This is a genomic window from Bacillus sp. FSL L8-0152 (assembly GCF_038006365.1).
Classification (GTDB): Bacteria; Bacillota; Bacilli; order Bacillales; family Bacillaceae_G; genus Bacillus_A; species Bacillus_A cereus.
This window is the reverse complement of sequence record NZ_JBBOVB010000001.1, coordinates 4,755,348-4,774,404: the sequence shown is the minus strand read 5'-3', so window position 1 is coordinate 4,774,404 and position 19,057 is coordinate 4,755,348. Positions and strand designations below refer to the sequence as shown.

The following is a 19,057-nucleotide window of genomic DNA, read 5'->3' as shown; positions in this document are numbered from 1 at the left end:
AGTCAAGAAATTTAAACTATAGCTGTTCATTGAGAGGAAGTGAGCGCATGAAGCAGACGAAACAAAAAGTAATTGATGCGGCAATATCGTTGTTTAATACGAAAGGTTATGATGGAACGTCGGTGCGAGACATTGCAAAGCGAGCGGATGTGAATGTAGCGAATATTTCATATTATTTTGCTGGGAAGCAAGGTTTATTAGAACAGCTTATTACTGATTTTTTAGAAGGGTATATTCATGTGATTGAAATTTCGTTTGAACAGAGAGAGTATTTGTCGGCTAAAGATGTGATGGTGCAAATGGTGCGTGGGATGTTACGATATCAATTTGAAAATAGAGAACTAACACGTTTCTTCTACCGAGAGCTTTCGCTTGATACGACATTAATTCGTGAAGTGATGACCGTTTATTTTTCTAAAGAAAGATATTATATAGAGCAAATTATTAGACAAGGACAAATGAAACAAGAATTTCAGAAAGTATCATTTACAATGTTTATGACGCAATTAAAAGGCATGATAAATATGCCGTTTTTATATCCACAATATATATCAGAAGTACTGCATTCTTTCCCGTCCGAGACATTTTTCATAGAAATGTACACGAAAGAGATTGAGCAATGGATGGAACAAGCATTATGTAAAGTGAATATGTACCATGAATGGCCAAGAGCTGTTCATATGTGAAGAATCCCCACCTAACGAACTGAGGTGGGGATTCTTATGTTTACTTTTCTTTGCCATAAATTGTTACATAATAGCGCGATAATTGTTAATGCAGCTCCAGCAATTTCAATTTTATCGACTGTATAACCTCGAAACATAGAACCAATCAGTGCAAGGATAGGAACTAAATTCATAAATAATATGCCGTTAATAGATGAAATATAGCGATTTCCCATATTCCAGCAAAATACAGCGATAACCCCTGCGATAATCGCCATATAAAAGAGCTCAAAACGAACACTCACAACTGTACGCAGTGACGGCATAGTAACTATATTTGTATACGTTAAGAAAGTAACAATAACGATGAGTGAAATGGAGCCAAATAAACAAGTTAATGTCGTATATCGAAGTGGTGACCAAGATTGAAAACGAGCACCCCCGTTTGTATAAATGACCCAGCAAGTAACGCCGCATAGCATCAATATATTTGTCGATAAGTGGCTTGCAGCTCCAAATAATAAGTGAATATTTCCTTTTGAAATGACGAGCATAACACCGAGTAATGCAACGAACATACCAAGGAATGTGTAGTTTTGTGGGCGCTTGTTTTTTGTTATCCATTGTAATGATAAGGCAATTAGTGGCATGAGAGACTGAATCATCGCTGCATGGATTGCTCCAGAAGGCCCGGCAAGTTGTTGTCCGTAGAAAACGAGAAAACCATATCCTGCGAAACCGACTGTCCCGTAAAAGAACAGAGAAAGTGTTCTTTTTTCTAAGCGGAGTGAAGTCTTCCCTTCAGTAATTAATAGCAAAATAAGAAAAATAATAGCTGCTGATCCATAGCGAATCGTTGTGAAGAAGAACGGATCGATAAATTGCAGGGCATTTGCCATTACAGGAAACATAAATCCCCAGGCAGTGACGGCGAGTAAGCATAGAAAGGATCCGAGTAGCATTTGTTTTTTGTTCAAGAGTATCTTTCCCCTTTACATTTCGTTATAGTAAGTTGATGAAATAAGTATAAAGAGTAATTGTTTATAGGAGGAAATATCGATTTCTTATAACGGTTATAACTTTTTGTTAGAGGTGTGTACGATGGATTTGGAGGCAGTACGATCTTTTATCGAAGTGAAGCATACGCGAAGTTTATCAAAGGCAAGTAAGATTTTACATATATCTCAACCAGCGCTTAGTAAGCAAATTCAAAAGTTAGAAGCGGATTTAGAGGTTACTTTACTTAAGCGTTCTGCGCAAGGAGTGGAGTTAACGGAGGCAGGAGAGTTATTTATAAAAAGAATGCTACCGATTTTGGAACAAATAAATGAAGTGAAAACAGAAATGAGGGGGTATCAAGAGAACCGAAAGTTTTCAATTGGTATACTACCGAGTTTAGCAGAGCATTACATATTAGAGTGTAAAGATGTATTAGGTGATGAGTTCGAAGTAGAGTGGCAAATCGGACATACGGAAGTATTAAGAGATTTATTTAAAGCGCGGGAGATCGACGCGATGTTCATCGATTCAGTAGTAGAAGGTGCTACGTATATAAAAGAAGTGCAACAAGAGAAAATTGTTTGTGTCATTTCAAATAATCATCCGTATAAAGAGAAGAAAGTCATTCAAATAGAAGAGCTGCAAAATGAAAAATTAATTGTATATCCAGAAATATGCGATGTAAGGAAAATGATTATGAACATGTTTCATGAGAAAGGTGTAAAACCAACTATAGCTGTGGAAACATCTTACGCAGAACCGATGCTTGCAATGGTAAAAGCTGGCCTTGGCATCACTTTACTTCCAGAAAGGGCAGTAGAGCAGTCTGTAAGGCAGGGAAATGTACATGGAATTTCTGTTGAACCACCACTCATGCGGAAAATTTATTTCGTATCTCATACGAAAGATTGTTTGTTATTACAATCATTTGAGGATAGGTAGTGAGGTAGGCGGAATATTGAGAAAGATTACAATCGCATTGAAAGAAACATGAAATTTTAAAAAAAACTAGGTCAAAAACAAGCCATTACATGGTATGATTAGTACATTGTTAGTTGTTAAATATAGGGGAATTCCCTTTTTATACATAATGCCTTCCATTTCATAAACGGAACGGACAAAAAAAGAGATATAACTAGGAGGCTTTTTTGCATGGATTCTATCCTGACGATCGTTATCATTGTAGTAAGCTCTATTCTAGTGCTGCTCATGATAGAGCTTGTGATAAGAAATCGTTCATATAAAGATATTGAAGCACTGGAGCAGTGGAAACAAGAGATAAAAGATAAACCTGTGGCAGATGAACTAAAACGGGTAAAAGATTTAAACATGACGGGTCAAACAGAAGAACTGTTTGGTAAATGGCGTGAAGAATGGGATGAAATTGTATCAACAACCCTTCCGAAAGCTGACAAAGATTTAGCGCAAGCGCGAAAATTCGCCTCGCAATTCTCCTTCCGAAAAGCAAAGCATGCGATGAACGAATCCATAAGTGGTTTAGATGACGCTGATAATCGTATTACAGGTGTTTTAAATGAATTACAGCAATTGTTAGAAAGCCATGAGAAAAATAGCTCGGAAATTGAAGGGTTACGTGATACATATCGTAGTATGAAAAAGAGTGTTCTTGCTCATAGACATATGTATGGTGCAGCAGAGCAGAAAATCGAAGAGATGCTAGACGCTGAATCTAATAAATTTAAAAGTTTTGAAGAAGCAACAGATAATGGTGACTACTTAAAAGCGAGAGAAATTGTTATTAGTTTAGAAGAAGGTTTAGCTGGTTTAGAAATCATTATTCACCAAATTCCAGATTTATTAGTAGAGTGTCAAGCGACGCTACCAGTTCAACTGGAAGATTTATTACAGGGTCATAATGATATGGTAAGACAAGGTTATGTATTAGAGTATTTGGAAGTCCCTAAAGAAGTTCGTGATATGACGACACAACTAAACACATGTTTAATGGATATACAGGAGCTTCATATAACAGAAGCGGCTGAAAAAGTGGAAGACTTAAAAACTCGTTTAGATGGTTTCTATGATCAACTTGAGCAAGAGGTGCATGCGAGACATTATGTGGAGCAAAAAACACTTTCTGTTTATGAAGACTTAGAAGAAATACGTATCGAAACGATTGAAACGAAAACAGAAACACAACTTGTGAAACAAAGCTATCAATTGCAAGATAAGGATATTGAATCTCAAAAAGTAATTGAAAAGCAAATGCACATTTTAACGAAACGTTTTGAAATGCTACAATTACGCGTTGCTGAACAAGATATTGCCTTCTCTATTATTCGTGAGGAACTAGAAGAGGTTTATGAGCAATGTGAAACATTAAAAGTACTTCATGCAGAATATAAAGAAATGCTGCAAACGATGCGTAAAGAAGAATTTGAAGCGCGTGAGAAGTTACAAGAAATGCGAAATACTATTTTCGAAACGAAACGCTTTATGCAAAAGTCGAATTTGCCAGGTCTTCCAGAGAGTATTATGGAAGATTTAAAAAGAGGGCAAATGGCAATGCAAGCTGTATATGAACAATTAGAAGTGAAGCCGTTAAATATGAACGCTGTAAATAGCAGTTTAGAAGAAGCATACACAACTGTGAACGGTGTAGCTGAAATGACAGAAGAGTTAATTGGACAAGCGTATTTAGTTGAAAAATTAATTCAATACGGTAACCGTTACCGCAGTCATGATGAAAGCCTTGCAGAAAGCTTAAATTATGCGGAGAAATTATTCCGTGAATATCAATACGATGCAGCTTTAGAACAAGCAGCTTCTGTACTAGAGCAACTTGAACCTGGTGTTGTTCAAAAAATAGCTGAATATGTAGACAATGAACAAACCCTTTCATAAAAGGGTTTGTTTTTTTGTGTAATTTTGCAGGCGATGTTGCTATAATGAATAGCGGAATACAGTAAGGTTATTCGTTTCAAAATAAAGTGAAACTGTAATCAGTGGGGGTATCTCACTAATTATTATTATTCACTAATCGGGATAAAACGGAACCTTTGCGTAGTCTTAGCGTAATGACACGTATTTATGATATGATTATATGATGTGATAGCGCTGAAAGGGGAAGAACGATGATCTATTTTGATAATAGTGCGACGACGAAGCCATATCCAGAAGCTCTTCAATCGTACGTGACGGTTGCTGGGAAATATTTTGGTAATCCTTCTTCTATTCATTCGCTTGGAGGAGAGGCAGAGCGTCTATTAACACAATCAAGAACGATTGCAGCGCAGCTTCTTCACGTTAAACCTTCTGAAATTATTTTCACATCAGGTGGAACGGAAGGGAACAACCTTGCGATTAAAGGGATAGCGATGAGGAATCGTTCGCGCGGCAAACATATCATTACAACAAATATTGAACACGCGTCTGTGTTTGAGGCATATAAGCAATTAGAAGAACTCGGATTTGATGTAACATATTTACCGGTTAACGAGCACGGTGTCGTATCGGTAGAGGATGTAAAACGAGCACTTCGTGAAGATACGATTCTTGTGTCAATTATTCATGTGAACAACGAAACTGGAGCAATTCAGCCCGTTGCTGAAATTGGAACGTTATTATCGAATCATCCGAAAATAAGATTCCATGTAGATCATGTACAAGGGATAGGAAAAGTACCGCTTGATTTATATGCTTCTCATATTGATCTTTGCTCAATATCTGGACATAAATTCCACAGTGTAAAAGGAACGGGTCTTCTTTATATACGTGATGGCGTAAGATTAGATCCGATTTTATCAGGTGGTCAACAAGAGCTTAAGTATCGCTCTGGTACAGAGAATTTACCTGGCATTGTAGCAATGGTGAAAGCACTTCGCATGACAATGGAACAAGTGAAAGAAAAGGTAGCTCATTTGCAAAGTTTACAAGCAGAGCTTGTCAGCTTCTTTAAAGAGATGGAAGATGTGACGATTAATACATCGCTTGCATATGCAGCACCGCACATTTTAAATGTATCATTTGTTGGTTTAAAACCAGAAGTAGTCGTTCATGCTTTAGAAGAGAACGGTGTATATGTATCGACGAAGTCTGCTTGTTCTTCAAAAGCAAATGAAGTGAGCAGAGTGTTAGTGTCAATGGGAGTGCCGCATGCAGCAGCTGCAAGTGCTATTCGTATTAGTTTGGCACCAGACAACACGATGGAAGAAGTAAAACAATTTGAAGGTATTGTGAAAGAGACGATGCCAAAATTATATGAAGTGATGAGGTAAAGAAATATGATGACATATGAATATATTTTAGTGCGTTACGGAGAAATGACGACAAAAGGTAAAAACCGTTCTAAATTTGTAAGCACATTAAAAGATAACGTGAAGTTCAAACTGAAAAAGTTCCCAAATATTAAAATTGATGCAACGCATGACCGTATGTACATCCAGTTAAACGGTGAAGATCATGAAGCAATCTCTGAAAGATTGAAAGACGTATTTGGTATTCATAAGTTTAACTTAGCGATGAAAGTACCATCAGAATTAGAAGACATTAAAAAAGGTGCATTAGCAGCGTTCTTACAAGTAAAAGATGATGTGAAAACATTTAAAATTACAGTGCACCGTTCTGATAAGCGCTTCCCAATGAAGACGATGGAGTTACTTCCAGAAATCGGTGGGCACATTTTAGAAAATACAGAGGATATCACAGTAGACGTCCATAATCCAGATGTGAATGTACGTGTAGAAATTCGCAGTGGTTACAGCTATATTATGTGTGGTGAGCACATGGGAGCTGGCGGTTTACCAGTTGGCGTTGGCGGAAAAGTAATGGTACTTCTTTCTGGTGGTATTGATAGCCCAGTAGCAGCGTACTTAACGATGAAACGCGGCGTATCTGTGGAAGCAGTTCACTTCCATAGCCCACCTTTCACAAGTGAGCGTGCAAAACAAAAAGTAATCGATTTAGCACAAGAGTTAACGAAATACTGTAAACGTGTAACGCTTCACCTTATTCCGTTTACAGAAGTGCAAAAAACGATTAATAAAGAAATCCCATCTAGCTATTCAATGACGGTTATGCGCCGTATGATGATGCGTATTACAGAGCAGATTGCTGAGGAGCGTAACGCACTTGCAATCACAACTGGTGAAAGTCTTGGACAAGTAGCAAGCCAAACATTAGATAGCATGCATACGATTAACGAAGTAACAAACTACCCAGTTATTCGTCCGCTTATTACGATGGATAAATTAGAAATTATTAAAATTGCTGAAGAAATCGGCACGTATGATATTTCAATTCGTCCATACGAAGATTGCTGTACAGTATTCACACCAGCTAGCCCGGCGACGAAGCCGAAGCGTGAAAAAGCAAATCGATTTGAAGCGAAATACGATTTCACACCGTTAATCGAAGAAGCTGTAGCGAACAAAGAAACAATGGTATTACAAACGGTTGAAGTAGTGGCGGAAGAAGAAAAATTTGAAGAACTTTTCTAAAACCATAAATTACCATATTTAAAACGTGTATGAAGTCATGTTATTTATCACACTCTATACTCACAAGGAGGTGATATAACATGTCACGTAGCACAAATAAATTAGCGGTTCCTGGTGCTGAATCAGCATTAGACCAAATGAAATACGAAATCGCTCAAGAGTTTGGTGTTCAACTTGGAGCTGATGCAACAGCTCGCGCTAACGGTTCTGTTGGTGGTGAAATCACTAAACGTCTAGTTTCACTAGCTGAGCAACAATTAGGCGGTTACCAAAAATAATCCCATATGATGGCTTAGAAAGAGCGGGTTCTCCCGCTCTTTCTTTTTGTTGTTCATATTAGTATAAATTCATTTCGACAAAAGCATAAAAAAATTGTCAAAAGAAGAGGGTTCAAAATTTACTGAAAATTCTTTATTATATAAGGGAGGCATAAAGAAAAAGGAGGATGTTTATGAAGAGAGAGGAATTGTTGGCACCACCATCTTATAATTTAGTTTCAGAAATAGAGAAATATACAGACGATAAAGAGAAGCTTGCTTTAATTTGGCAAGATGATAAAGGGAATAGACGAGAAGTTACATATTTTGAATTAATGCAAGGGGCAAATAAAATTGGAAACGCTTTTATAAAAAGTGGCTTACAAAAAGGGGACAAGCTCCTTATTATGATGCCGCGTTTAATTGAAGCGTACATGACGTATATCGCTGCGATTAAAGCGGGATTTGTCGTAATTCCAAGTTCGGAAATGTTGCGTAAAAAAGATATTGAATATCGAATTGGACATGGCGAAGTAAAAGCGATAGTAAGCTATGAGCCGTACATTGGACAGTTTGATGATATAGAAGCAATGGAATCCCTTCAAAAATTCGTCCTGAGTGAGCAGTCAGTAGACGGGTGGATCAATTTAAAAACAGCATTAGAAACAGAAAGTGACATGTTAGAAATGGCGAAAACAGATAAAGAAGATATGGTCTTTTTATCTTACACGTCTGGGACGACAGGAAACCCGAAAGGTGTTGTTCATACGCACGCGTGGGCATACGCTCATTTACGTACAAGCGCCCCGAATTGGCTCGGAATTGAAGAGAATGATGTTGTATGGGCAACGGCTAGTCCAGGGTGGCAAAAATGGATTTGGAGCCCGTTTTTAGCAACTCTCGGTTCAGGGGCAACAGGATTTGTGTACAACGGTAAGTTTGAACCGAAAACGTATTTAAATTTATTAGACGATAATAAGGTGAATGTGCTTTGTTGTACACCGACTGAGTATAGATTAATGGCAAAGGTAGAAGATTTAAGCGAGTACAATTTAGAGGCGTTACATAGCGCTGTATCCGCAGGTGAGCCGTTAAATAGAGAAGTCATTGGAACATTCCAAAAGCACTTTGATATTACAGTAAGAGACGGCTATGGGCAAACGGAAAATACACTACTTGTTGGTGTAATGAAAGGGATGGATATTAGACCAGGATCAATGGGGAAACCAACGCCAGGTAACCACGTCGATATCGTAAATGAGGAAGGTATTCCAGTTAAAGTAGGCGAAGTTGGTGATATTGCAGTTCACATTGAAACGCCGGCACTCTTTAAACAATATTATAAAGACAATGAGCGTACAGCGATGCAATTCCGCGGTGATTATTATATTACAGGTGATAAAGCGAAGAAAGATGAAGATGGCTACTTCTGGTTTGAAGGACGTGGTGATGATATCATTATTAGCTCTGGTTATACAATCGGGCCGTTTGAAGTAGAGGATGCGCTTGTAAAACATCCTTACGTAAGAGAATGTGCGGTTGTCGCAAGTCCTGATGAAATTCGCGGAAGTGTCGTGAAGGCATTTATCGTATTAAGAGAGAATATAGAAAAGAACGAAGAAACATTAATTCCAACACTCCAACAACACGTCAAAGAACTCACTGCACCATATAAATACCCTCGCAAAATTGAATTTGTAGATGAACTACCAAAAACGATTTCTGGAAAAATTCGCCGTATTGAACTTAGAAAACAAGAGATGGAGATTCCGTCAAAATAATTTTGAAAACAGTGAAGTAAATAGTTGAATGAAATGTAAAACAATGATAATATAAAAACGAACACAAGTTCGATTTTATAAACTTAAAAAAGAGGTGTCCGTATGATTTTAGGTATTAATCCGTACTTAGTTTTAGATGGTAGTGGGCAAGAAGCTGTACAGTTTTATAAAGAGGCTTTAGATGCAAAAGTAGAAGTCATGCAAACTTTTGGTGACATGCCTGAAAATCCAGAATACCCGATTCCAGCTGAAGCGAAAGAGCGCGTTTTACACGCTACTTTAAAAGTTGGTAATACGGATCTTATGATTTCTGATACATTCCCAGGTCAAGGACATGCAATCGGATCTCAAGTAACAATCGCAATTCAAATTAGTAATGCAGAAAAAGCAAAAGAAGTATTCGATAAGTTACAAGAAGGTGGAGAGGTTATCATGCCACTTCAAGAAACATTCTGGAGCCCAGCATACGGACAAGTAAAAGATAAATTTAATATTGAATGGCAAGTTACAACGTCTACTACTGAACAAAAGTAATTTTTAGAAAAGCACCATGTTTTGAAATGGTGCTTTTTTTTATACAATAAAAAATAAAGGAGATGGGATATATGGGAGAAATTTGGTATGGCGGTACCATTTACACAATGAGAGAAGAAAATGAAAAAGTGGACGCTGTTTACATTGAAAACGGTACGATCGTTGATTTTGGAAGTAAAGAAGAGTTAGAAAACCAATATGCCGCGGTTACATTGCACGATTTAAAAGGCAAAACAATGATCCCAGGTCTCGTTGATAGCCATATGCATCTTATTGGGCATGGAGAGAGATTACTCCGTCTAGATTTATCAAATTGTACATCTTATGGTGAAGTGCTTACTCTTGTTCAGAAGCGAGTGAAAGAAGCTCCAAAGGGCTCTTGGATTATTGGAGAAGGATGGAATGAAAATAACTTTACAGATACGAAAGATGTTCACGCGCGTGATTTAGATGAAATTTCGAAAGAACACCCCATTTTATTAAAGCGAGTTTGTCGTCACGTTACATGGGTGAATTCATACATATTGCAAGAAGCGAACATAACAGAAGCGACGCAAAATCCAAAAGGCGGGAAAATCGGTAGGGATTCATCAAATAAGTTAACAGGACTTTTATATGAACAAGGACAAGAATTAATTAAACATGTTCAGCCTGAAATTGATGAAGCGTATTTACAAAGAGCTTTGCAAACAGCGATTAAAGATTGCTGGAAATACGGACTTGTTGGCGGGCATACGGAAGATTTAAATTACTATGGTGGTTTTAGAAAAACGCATAATGCGTTTTCTCACGTTATAAAAAAAATGCCATTTAAAGCACATTTGCTCGTTCACCATGAAGTAGCACATGAACGAAAAGAATATGAAAATGAACATTATATTGAATTTGGGGCAATGAAAATTTTTTCTGACGGCTCTTTTGGAGGAAGAACAGCATTATTAAGTGAACCGTATGAAGATGCAAAGGAAACGGATGGGGTTGCAATTTTCTCGCGTGAAGAACTTGCAGAATTAGTGAAGAAAGCACGAGACTTACATATGCCAGTTGCGATTCATACTATCGGTGACTTGTCGCTTGAATATGTTATTGATGCACTCGAATTATATCCACCAGCAGAAGGGTTACGTGACCGTATTATTCATTGTCAGCTTGCTCGTGAAGAGTTGATAGAAAGAATGAAAAACTTGCAAGCCATTATCGATATACAGCCAGTCTTTCTTTCATCAGATTTTCCATCAGTCATTGAAAAACTGGGAGAACGCCGTCTTCGTTATGCGTATGCTTGGAAGACATTACTGGAAGCAGGACTACATTGTAATGGTGGCTCAGATGCTCCTATTGAACAAGTAAATCCGTTTCTAGGCATATATAGCGCTGTTACACGTAGAAGTTTTATTGACGGTGTATGCTATATGCCTGAGGAAAGATTAACGGTATATGAGGCTGTTTCTTTATTTACAACAGGGAGTGCCTATGCGATCGGAAAAGAAGCGAAACGAGGGCAAATTACAAAAGGATATGAAGCAGACTTTACAATATTAGACCACAATATTTTTGAAATTGAGGCAGAAGAAATAAAAGAAGTACAAGCAGAAATGACCGTAATAGATGGCCGAGTTGTCTATAGAAAAGATGTGTAAAAATATATCAGCGATTTTCGGAATATATCGACCGTAACTCGAAATATATGAGCGATTATTAAAATATATCGACTTACCGACAAAAACTGACAAGAATAACGGCCGGATAGTAAGAGATTATTGTTCGCGTCAATCGGGGGAAATAAATAACCGCAGAATTATGGAATTCCATAATTCTGCGGTTATTTTAATCCTATAAAAACGTTCTCTGTACTTTTTCCCAGAACGAATTATTTTTTAATTTAACTGTTTTAATTTGTTTATCGCTTAAGCGTACAACAGCTTTTTCCACTTGTTTAATGCTAAGCGCTTCGTTATCCATGCCGATAACAGGATAATCGTTACCGTCTGGTCTTAGTTTTAAAGTTAATGTACGTTCGTGATTTAAAATGAACGGTGAACCGAGCGTACGGTAAGTGTTGTTGTTTAAAGATGCTAGTTCGCTTACTTGGAAACATGGAATAAGTGGGTCAACAACTGCACCATGCAATGATTTATTGTAAGCAGTACTTCCTGTTGGGGTAGAAACTACTAAACCGTCTCCTCTAAATGTTTCGAAATATAAATCATCAACGTGAACATCTACAACGAATGTTTTAATAATGCTAGAACGTAATGAGAACTCATTTAAACAATGGAAAGATGTACTGTGATCTACATCTACCTGAATTGTTGGATATTTTCGCACTTCAATTTCATTTTTTGTAATTTCTTGAAGGGCTGTATCAACGTGATCAATGTGGAAATCGCAGTAGAACGAAGTTTCATCTTTCGTAGAAATCCCTGCGTATAAGCAATCTTCCCTAAAACCAGTTTTACGAACGGCTTGTAAGAAGGTTGCATCATCTCCAACACTGACGATAGCGTTTGCATTTTTTGGATGATCTAATATGGTAAATCCATTCTCTTCTAAAATACGATAGATTGGTTTCATTTTTTCAACGAGCGTTGCTTTGTCATCACCATAAAAGAAAAATAAATTGCGACGATCTGCCATTATGTATCCCTCCACTGCAGTTAAATTTTCTGTTTTTCGTGCTACATATCATTAGAGTCCGTTCCCTGATGATATGTTCAAATAATATATTTCGATACAAATTGTCAAAATACCTTTTTATTTTTAGAAAAATTTTTATATTCAATCTTATGGAACTCTGTTTAATGATGAATAAAGTTGTCGATAATGGGTACGGAGTGAAAGGATGATACGTATGAAGTGGCTCGTAATTGGAATAATAATTCTTCTCCTTTTTATTTTGCTTATACTATTGTCGAAAATATCGCTTAAGGTGACATTTTTATATTCAGAAATGGAAAAGCAATGTTTATTTCAAGTGAAAATATGGATGATTCGATATACATTTGATGTATTGGAAAGAATTGAAAAACAGCAGAAAAAAACAGGACAGAAAATCGAAAAAGCTGAAGAGGACGGCGGACTAGATAATAAAATTATGGCGCAACTTGACAGTATTGGGGAACTGATAAAAAGGCTTCAAAAAGTTCATACTATCGTTAAAGATTTTCTCAAACGAGTGAAAATCAATGGTTGGAAATGGCATACGCAAATTGGAGCAGGCGACGCAGCTAGTACTGGAATTGTCACTGGATATGCATGGGGGACAAAAGGAATGGCTGCTGGAGTTGTCGGACAATATATGCATATTGTCGATGTACCAGAATTTGAAATTACTCCTGTTTTTCAAGGGAAGGGATTTGCATCGAGATGCGAGTTAACAGCATCTTTTCGTATATTTCGTACTATAAAAACAGCGGTGAAATTGCTCATATTTATGAGGCAGCAAAAATCTGGTATGACAGAAAAATCTGTTCAAGCATAGGGGGGATATAGAATGGACCATCCAATTCAAGGTTTAATGACAACCGCAATGCAGCATTTAAAACAAATGACCGATGTAAATACAATTGTTGGTGACCCAATTAAAGCGGCAGATGGAAGTGTAATTCTTACTGTTTCGAAAGTAAGTTTCGGATTTGCTGCTGGTGGAAGTGAATTTGGTAGGGTAGAACATTCAGGCCGTCATCCATTTGGCGGAGGAAGTGGAGGAGGAGTTTCTATTAATCCTGTTGCCTTTCTTGTTATAAATGGAGATGGTGTAAAAGTATTACATTTAGATAAGCAAACGCATGTCATCGATAAAATAATTGAATTAGCGCCACAAGCTGTTGATAAAGTGAAAGAAATGATGGATAAACGAAAAGAAGATGATCCTGAATTTCAAATTTAACGAATAAAGAAGCTAATCAATAGGTTAGCTTCTTTTATTTTTTGTAAATAAAGCGATTTTATTTGCATTATCGATAGGGACAAACTATCATTTACATTGTACATATTTTGTTTAAATAAGGGAGGATTTTCAAGTGGCAAACGTAACTTTTAAAGGTAATCCAATGACTTTAGTTGGGACAGAAGTTAAAGTTGGCGATCAAGCGCCAAACTTCCAAGTATTAGCAAACGACTTATCTCCAGTAAGTTTAGAAACATACAAAGGCGAAGTAAAATTAATTAGTGTTGTACCTTCAATCGATACAGGTGTGTGTGATGCACAAACACGTCGTTTTAACCAAGATGCAGCAGGTATTGAAAACGCAAAAGTATTAACAATTAGCGCTGATTTACCATTCGCTCAAAAACGCTGGTGTGCAGCAAACGGTTTAGAAAATGTTGTAACACTTTCTGACCACCGTGACCTTTCATTCGGTGAAGCTTACGGCTTAGTAATGAAAGAACTTCGTTTACTTGCTCGTGCAGTATTCGTAGTAGATAGCAACGACAAAGTAGTTTACGTAGAATACGTAGGCGAAGGTACAAGCCATCCAAACTATGAAGCAGCATTAGAAGCAGCTAAATCTGCAAAGTAATGTGAAGGAAATGACCTCTTATAAAGAGGTCGTTTTTTCTCATATATCGCTGCGTAACGGTGCCGATATATGAGAAAAAACGTTATATCATATATAACTTGAGAGGGAGCTCTTTACAGGAGGTCGCTTTTTCTTTTTGGAAAAAATCACTTTGTGGTATGATATAAGTTATGTGTAAAAGAGAGAAGGAGGAATGTACGTGAGTCAGACAGTGGAAACATTATTTTCTATTTTTGATTCTTCTGCGGTAGTTTTACGTAAAGAATTAGATGTGACATATTTAGAGGCGCTTGTAGAAACAGGTGATAACTTGTTTGAAGGAGCGATTTTACAAGAGGAATTATCCGAATCAGCAATTGAAAGGCTGAATCGTGAATATAGTACGTTTAATGAAGAAACATATAAAGGTGAAGAAATTCGTAAAGCATTTCAGTTAGCCATCTTAAAAGGAATGAAAGAAGGCGTACAAGCCAATCATGAAATGACGCCTGATGCAGTTGGGATGTTCATGAGTTACTTATTCCATAAATTTATGCAAGGTCAAAACGAAATTACAGTTTTAGATCCTGCAATTGGAACAGGAAATTTAATGACTACAGTGTTTAATAGCGCCAAAGAAGGACTAACAATGAGTGGATTTGGTGTAGAAGTGGATGAAGTGCTAATTAAACTTGCTTTAGTAAATGCAAATTTACAAAAGCATGCAATCGAATTCTTCCATCAAGATGGACTAGCACCACTTTATATCGATCCAGTTGATGCAGTCGTTTCAGACTTACCGATTGGTTACTATCCAAACGAAATCGGTGCCAGTGAATATAAATTAAAAGCAGATGAAGGAATGTCGTATGCTCATCACTTATTTATTGAACAAAGTGTGAAACATACGAAAGAGGGCGGGTACTTATTCTTCTTAGTACCAAACTTCATTTTTGAAAGTGACCAGGCACCAAAATTACATGCATTTATTAAAGAAACATGCTTTATTCAAGGGTTATTACAGCTACCTGTTTCCATGTTTAAAAACGAGAAAAATGCAAAAAGTATATTTGTTCTCCAAAAGAAAGGCTCTAATGTAACAATGCCAAAACAGGCGTTATTAGTGGAGTTGCCTAAATTCTCTAACATGAAGGCGATGGAGAACATTATGGATCAATTAAATACTTGGTTTGCAACACATAAATAAAGCTGGGTATATGTAACAGAGTTAGTGATTCATGTAGTACAGTTTTATATAATATGTCATATTTTTAAATATATACTAGATTTAACTGAATTTTTTTGAAATCTGTAATATATATTTTTTCTTGGTGTTACAATTTTTTCACTTGAAATATATGTCGGACGATGTTTAAATTAAAATCGTGAGTATAAAATTTGCTAATGATGAAACGTTTTCATATTTAGTAAATTTGATTAGATAAAATCGAGCGGTTTGTGGAAACATCCACACAACTACCAAGAGAAAAAGGGGCGAAAGACTAGATGTCAAAAATCATCGCGATTAACGCAGGAAGCTCTTCCTTAAAATTCCAATTATTTGAAATGCCAAGTGAAACAGTATTAACAAAAGGTTTAGTAGAACGTATCGGTTTAGAAGATAGTATCTTCACTATTACTGTAGATGGCGAAAAACAAAAAGAAATTACAAACATTCCAGATCACGCAGTAGCAGTTAATATGCTTCTTAAAAAATTAACTGAAAACGGAATCGTTAAATCTCTAGATGAGATTGGCGGTATCGGTCACCGTGTTGTTCACGGCGGCGAAAAATTTGCTGACTCTGTTTTAATTACTGATGAAGTATTAGCTGATATCGAAGAATTAAGCGATTTAGCACCACTTCATAACCCAGCAAACGTTGTTGGTATTAAAGCATTCCAAGAAGTATTACCAAACGTACCAGCAGTAGCAGTATTCGATACAGCATTCCACCAAACAATGCCGGAATCTGCATTCCTATACAGCTTACCATATGAGTACTATGAAAAATTCGGTATCCGTAAATACGGTTTCCATGGAACTTCTCATAAATATGTAACTGAGCGTGCGGCTGAATTATTAGGTCGTCCAATTGAAAGCTTAAGCTTACTTTCTTGTCACTTAGGTAACGGTGCAAGTATCGCAGCAGTAGAAGGCGGTAAATCTATCGATACTTCTATGGGCTTCACTCCACTTGCTGGTGTAACAATGGGTACACGTTCTGGTAACCTTGACCCTGCTTTAATTCCATACATCATGGAAAAAACAGGCCAAACAGTAGAAGAAGTAGTTAACGTATTAAACAAGAAGAGTGGTATGTTAGGTCTTACTGGTTACTCTAGTGACCTACGTGACATCATTGCGAAAGAAGAAGAAGGCGACCACCGTGCGAAAGTAGCACTTGATGTATTCGTAAGCCGTATCCACAAATACATCGGTTCTTACACAGCTCGTATGAAAGGTGTAGACGCAATCATCTTTACAGCTGGTGTAGGTGAGAACAGTGCGATTATTCGTGAGCGCGTATTAGAAGGCCTTGAGTACATGGGCGTATACTTCGATGTAAAACGTAATAACGTATTCGGTGAAGAAGCATTCATCAGCTTCCCACACTCTCCAGTAAAAATTATCGTAATTCCAACTGACGAAGAAGTTATGATTGCTCGTGACGTACTACGTCTTGGAGATATTGGTTAATATATGAAAAGAAAGACGAGATCCTACAGGATTTCGTCTTTTTTCTTTTGGATGTATTTTAAAACACCATCCGGATATAATATTTTTTCTTTCTGAATGAATGCCGTAATAGGAATCCATTTCGCATACGCTACTGTTTGCTCATCTTGTATATTTAATATTTTCATTTCATATAGTGATGTGTCTAATAAACGCAAAGAATATAGTTGAATGATTTCATGACCAATGCCCCCATCTAGATGAAAGACATTTTCTAAACAACCTAAATAATTGATGATTTCTATCTCCGTATGAAGCTCTTCTGTAAACTCCCGAATAACAGTATGTGCTGATTTTTCACCAAGTTCAATGGAACCGCCAAGAGGACGATAATATGTTTCGCCTTCTGTATGATATTCTTGTACGAGAAGGCGATCTTGGTGTACAGCAAGACCGAAAGCTTTTGCACGTGGATACATATAGAATCACTCCTTATTTGTTTTGTATAAGGACGATTATAATGTATGGTGTGATAAAAGTATCGTGTATTTAAGTGTGTGGTCTAACTGTAATTCCATCAAATAAGTCTTTCCAAAATGCTTCATTGTATTGGTATACATCCATAATAGGACATTTCATAATGCAAGTACGTTGTAATCCCCAATCTTCTTGGGTGATAGTTGGTATATCGGCAGGAATTAGTAATAGGACAGAGAATGTATGTGTAACGATTTGAGATAAAATTTGTTCTAGGGAACATGCTTCTTTATATGTTCCTCCAGTTCGAATAAACAATATGGATTCTGCCGTTTCAATTGTAGTTAGAAAACGATTAATTCGATGTTCATAGTTTAACTTAATTTCTGTATAAGAAGGCCAATAATTTGGTGTGTTTACATCTGTTTTAAAGTCATGACAGGAGTCAATTTCATAAAGGTTGTCCCTTAATCTTAATTTGGCATCATCATCCCAAAATGAGATGAAGGATAGATTTTCGAAATTTAAAAAACGGTCAAATCGATTTTGTAATAATAAATTTACTTTCGTTAATGAAGGACTTAGCATAAAATCAATAACGCCAAAAAATGGTGATAATTCTAATTGATATAATGCCCAAGCAGGCCAACAGTTTTGTCCTAAGCTGAATACTGCGTTATAGTTTTGTTTTAGATTGGATAGATTCATGTGAAGTATCTCATCCTTTTTGCTATTATTTTATGTCACTCATAAAGGGTATGTGAAAAGAGATATACAAGCATATTTGTAAAGAATAAGCAGAAATATGTTACAATAGAAAAAAATCGAACGAGGTGGTTGTTACGATGCGATCGAAGCGAGAACAAGCCATTTTAGACAATATAAAAGAATGGGAAGCGCAATTAGTTGAGCAAGAAGCGACCGATTTTCAAAAAGTGTTTGATAAATGGTTACATACTACAGTTGCGAAATTACCTGAGAAAAAGCGAAAAGAATTCTTCACGAAAGCAGATGGATGGCTCTTTCATTTGCATGCATTTATTCAAAGTTCACAAGCACAGTTAGACGCACGTAATCGGATTTTAGGAACATCGAGATTATTTGATGAATCGATTGAACAGCTTGAAGATTTGAAAGCATTATCTATTGATCAGTTAACATACATAGCAGAGCAGCAAACAGCACGTCATCGTCTATATTCATTTGTGCAAGGCGGGGCGACAGGTGCTGGAGGTTTATTATTATTAACGGCGGATTTTCCGGTTATGATCGCGTTAAATGTGAAGGCGGTCCAACTTATTGCAACATCATTTGGACATGATGTGAACAAGCCATATGAAATGATGCTTGCGTTAAAGGTGTTTCACGCGTCATTACTACCAGGAAGACTTCAGCAATACGCATGGTACAATTTATTGCAAGAGCTGGAACAAGAAGATTCGTTCTTTTATGAAGGAGACGAAGCAGTGTTACAAACAGCTTCTACTGAAGTTGTGTTAAAACAAATTTTGAAGACATTTTCGATTTATGCTCTTCGTCGTAAATTATTCCAAGGTATTCCGGTAATTGGAATGGCAATTGGATCTACAGTGAATTATCGTTTAACAAGAAACGTTACTGAATTTGCAAATAGATTTTATCAAGTGCGCCATATAGTCGAGAAAGAAAAAAGAGCATAAAAAAAAGCGAGAGGCCGAAGCCTTT

At 36.8% G+C, this 19,057-nt stretch carries 19 protein-coding genes; 15 read left to right on the top strand and 4 right to left on the bottom strand.

What is annotated here, in order from left to right:
• Window positions 1–47 precede the first annotated feature (47 nt).
• A complete protein-coding gene (gene refZ / locus MHH27_RS24190) occupies window positions 48–686 on the top strand; it encodes a forespore capture DNA-binding protein RefZ (protein ID WP_075718479.1) in 639 nt (212 codons plus the stop codon).
• 11 nt (window positions 687–697) lie between these two features.
• Here refZ and MHH27_RS24185 read toward each other — a convergent pair whose 3' ends face one another.
• Entirely contained in the window at window positions 698–1,642 is a 945-nt protein-coding gene (locus MHH27_RS24185; protein ID WP_340944375.1) for a DMT family transporter, read from the bottom strand.
• Between the two features lie 124 nt (window positions 1,643–1,766).
• Between MHH27_RS24185 and MHH27_RS24180 the strand changes: the two genes are divergently transcribed.
• From MHH27_RS24180 to MHH27_RS24145, 8 genes are all read left to right on the top strand, one after another.
• Entirely contained in the window at window positions 1,767–2,606 is an 840-nt protein-coding gene (locus MHH27_RS24180; RefSeq protein WP_090976905.1) for a LysR family transcriptional regulator, read from the top strand.
• A 210-nt stretch (window positions 2,607–2,816) separates the two neighbouring features.
• Window positions 2,817–4,529, top strand: a complete 1,713-nt coding sequence (gene ezrA, locus MHH27_RS24175) for a septation ring formation regulator EzrA (protein WP_000377315.1) — start codon at window positions 2,817–2,819, stop codon at window positions 4,527–4,529.
• Window positions 4,530–4,759: 230 nt separating this feature from the next.
• Window positions 4,760–5,902, top strand: coding sequence for a cysteine desulfurase family protein (locus MHH27_RS24170; RefSeq protein WP_090976907.1), 1,143 nt, complete (start codon window positions 4,760–4,762; stop codon window positions 5,900–5,902).
• A gap of 6 nt (window positions 5,903–5,908) precedes the next feature.
• Window positions 5,909–7,123 carry a tRNA uracil 4-sulfurtransferase ThiI gene (gene thiI / locus MHH27_RS24165; protein ID WP_000989274.1) on the top strand — a complete coding sequence of 405 codons (1,215 nt, stop codon included), beginning with the start codon at window positions 5,909–5,911 and terminating at the stop codon, window positions 7,121–7,123.
• Window positions 7,124–7,203: 80 nt separating this feature from the next.
• Window positions 7,204–7,401: an alpha/beta-type small acid-soluble spore protein gene (locus tag MHH27_RS24160; RefSeq protein ID WP_000091640.1), complete on the top strand. Its 198-nt coding sequence runs from the start codon at window positions 7,204–7,206 to the stop codon at window positions 7,399–7,401.
• Window positions 7,402–7,574: 173 nt separating this feature from the next.
• Window positions 7,575–9,161 carry an acyl-CoA synthetase MbcS gene (mbcS, locus tag MHH27_RS24155; RefSeq protein ID WP_098236195.1) on the top strand — a complete coding sequence of 529 codons (1,587 nt, stop codon included), beginning with the start codon at window positions 7,575–7,577 and terminating at the stop codon, window positions 9,159–9,161.
• Window positions 9,162–9,263: 102 nt separating this feature from the next.
• Window positions 9,264–9,695, top strand: coding sequence for a VOC family protein (locus MHH27_RS24150; RefSeq protein ID WP_000600350.1), 432 nt, complete (start codon window positions 9,264–9,266; stop codon window positions 9,693–9,695).
• Between the two features lie 71 nt (window positions 9,696–9,766).
• The gene (locus tag MHH27_RS24145) at window positions 9,767–11,335 is read left to right on the top strand and encodes an amidohydrolase (protein WP_098236196.1); all 1,569 of its coding nucleotides are present in this window, start codon (window positions 9,767–9,769) and stop codon (window positions 11,333–11,335) included.
• Window positions 11,336–11,528: 193 nt separating this feature from the next.
• Here the strand turns inward: MHH27_RS24145 and MHH27_RS24140 are convergent, their stop codons facing one another.
• A complete protein-coding gene (locus tag MHH27_RS24140) occupies window positions 11,529–12,332 on the bottom strand; it encodes an NAD kinase (protein WP_000785186.1) in 804 nt (267 codons plus the stop codon).
• 205 nt (window positions 12,333–12,537) lie between these two features.
• Here MHH27_RS24140 and MHH27_RS24135 point away from each other — a divergent pair, with 205 nt between their 5' ends.
• The 5 genes from MHH27_RS24135 to ackA all read left to right on the top strand — a co-directional run bounded on the left by MHH27_RS24135 (window position 12,538) and on the right by ackA (window position 16,897).
• Window positions 12,538–13,176, top strand: a complete 639-nt coding sequence (locus MHH27_RS24135) for a DUF2953 domain-containing protein (RefSeq protein ID WP_002094156.1) — start codon at window positions 12,538–12,540, stop codon at window positions 13,174–13,176.
• 12 nt (window positions 13,177–13,188) lie between these two features.
• Window positions 13,189–13,584: a GerW family sporulation protein gene (gene ytfJ, locus MHH27_RS24130; RefSeq protein WP_000350007.1), complete on the top strand. Its 396-nt coding sequence runs from the start codon at window positions 13,189–13,191 to the stop codon at window positions 13,582–13,584.
• A gap of 133 nt (window positions 13,585–13,717) precedes the next feature.
• Window positions 13,718–14,218, top strand: a complete 501-nt coding sequence (gene tpx / locus MHH27_RS24125; RefSeq protein ID WP_000024527.1) for a thiol peroxidase — start codon at window positions 13,718–13,720, stop codon at window positions 14,216–14,218.
• A 199-nt stretch (window positions 14,219–14,417) separates the two neighbouring features.
• On the top strand, window positions 14,418–15,404 hold the full coding sequence (locus MHH27_RS24120) for a class I SAM-dependent methyltransferase (RefSeq protein WP_000084365.1): 987 nt from the start codon (window positions 14,418–14,420) through the stop codon (window positions 15,402–15,404).
• 299 nt (window positions 15,405–15,703) lie between these two features.
• The gene (gene ackA / locus MHH27_RS24115; RefSeq protein ID WP_053563553.1) at window positions 15,704–16,897 is read left to right on the top strand and encodes an acetate kinase; all 1,194 of its coding nucleotides are present in this window, start codon (window positions 15,704–15,706) and stop codon (window positions 16,895–16,897) included.
• A 23-nt stretch (window positions 16,898–16,920) separates the two neighbouring features.
• Here ackA and MHH27_RS24110 read toward each other — a convergent pair whose 3' ends face one another.
• The gene (locus MHH27_RS24110) at window positions 16,921–17,355 is read right to left on the bottom strand and encodes an NUDIX hydrolase (protein WP_016080077.1); all 435 of its coding nucleotides are present in this window, start codon (window positions 17,353–17,355) and stop codon (window positions 16,921–16,923) included.
• A gap of 70 nt (window positions 17,356–17,425) precedes the next feature.
• Window positions 17,426–18,061 (bottom strand): DUF1796 family putative cysteine peptidase, encoded by a 636-nt coding sequence (locus MHH27_RS24105; protein WP_340944367.1) that lies wholly within the window; start codon window positions 18,059–18,061, stop codon window positions 17,426–17,428.
• A gap of 137 nt (window positions 18,062–18,198) precedes the next feature.
• Here MHH27_RS24105 and MHH27_RS24100 point away from each other — a divergent pair, with 137 nt between their 5' ends.
• A complete protein-coding gene (locus MHH27_RS24100; RefSeq protein WP_001256853.1) occupies window positions 18,199–19,032 on the top strand; it encodes an EcsC family protein in 834 nt (277 codons plus the stop codon).
• The last annotated feature ends 25 nt before the right edge of the window (window positions 19,033–19,057 follow it).

What these genes read in the sequence shown, in the direction of transcription:
- MHH27_RS24105 (WP_340944367.1), bottom strand. Translation starts at nt 18,061, where the DNA reads ATGAATCTATCCAATCTAAAACAAAACTATAACGCAGTATTCAGCTTA.
- ackA (WP_053563553.1), top strand. Translation starts at nt 15,704, where the DNA reads ATGTCAAAAATCATCGCGATTAACGCAGGAAGCTCTTCCTTAAAATTC.
- MHH27_RS24110 (WP_016080077.1), bottom strand. Translation starts at nt 17,355, where the DNA reads ATGTATCCACGTGCAAAAGCTTTCGGTCTTGCTGTACACCAAGATCGC.
- MHH27_RS24145 (WP_098236196.1), top strand. Translation starts at nt 9,767, where the DNA reads ATGGGAGAAATTTGGTATGGCGGTACCATTTACACAATGAGAGAAGAA.
- ytfJ (WP_000350007.1), top strand. Translation starts at nt 13,189, where the DNA reads ATGGACCATCCAATTCAAGGTTTAATGACAACCGCAATGCAGCATTTA.
- MHH27_RS24150 (WP_000600350.1), top strand. Translation starts at nt 9,264, where the DNA reads ATGATTTTAGGTATTAATCCGTACTTAGTTTTAGATGGTAGTGGGCAA.
- mbcS (WP_098236195.1), top strand. Translation starts at nt 7,575, where the DNA reads ATGAAGAGAGAGGAATTGTTGGCACCACCATCTTATAATTTAGTTTCA.
- MHH27_RS24160 (WP_000091640.1), top strand. Translation starts at nt 7,204, where the DNA reads ATGTCACGTAGCACAAATAAATTAGCGGTTCCTGGTGCTGAATCAGCA.
- MHH27_RS24170 (WP_090976907.1), top strand. Translation starts at nt 4,760, where the DNA reads ATGATCTATTTTGATAATAGTGCGACGACGAAGCCATATCCAGAAGCT.
- MHH27_RS24100 (WP_001256853.1), top strand. Translation starts at nt 18,199, where the DNA reads ATGCGATCGAAGCGAGAACAAGCCATTTTAGACAATATAAAAGAATGG.
- thiI (WP_000989274.1), top strand. Translation starts at nt 5,909, where the DNA reads ATGATGACATATGAATATATTTTAGTGCGTTACGGAGAAATGACGACA.
- MHH27_RS24140 (WP_000785186.1), bottom strand. Translation starts at nt 12,332, where the DNA reads ATGGCAGATCGTCGCAATTTATTTTTCTTTTATGGTGATGACAAAGCA.
- ezrA (WP_000377315.1), top strand. Translation starts at nt 2,817, where the DNA reads ATGGATTCTATCCTGACGATCGTTATCATTGTAGTAAGCTCTATTCTA.
- refZ (WP_075718479.1), top strand. Translation starts at nt 48, where the DNA reads ATGAAGCAGACGAAACAAAAAGTAATTGATGCGGCAATATCGTTGTTT.
- MHH27_RS24180 (WP_090976905.1), top strand. Translation starts at nt 1,767, where the DNA reads ATGGATTTGGAGGCAGTACGATCTTTTATCGAAGTGAAGCATACGCGA.
- MHH27_RS24135 (WP_002094156.1), top strand. Translation starts at nt 12,538, where the DNA reads ATGATACGTATGAAGTGGCTCGTAATTGGAATAATAATTCTTCTCCTT.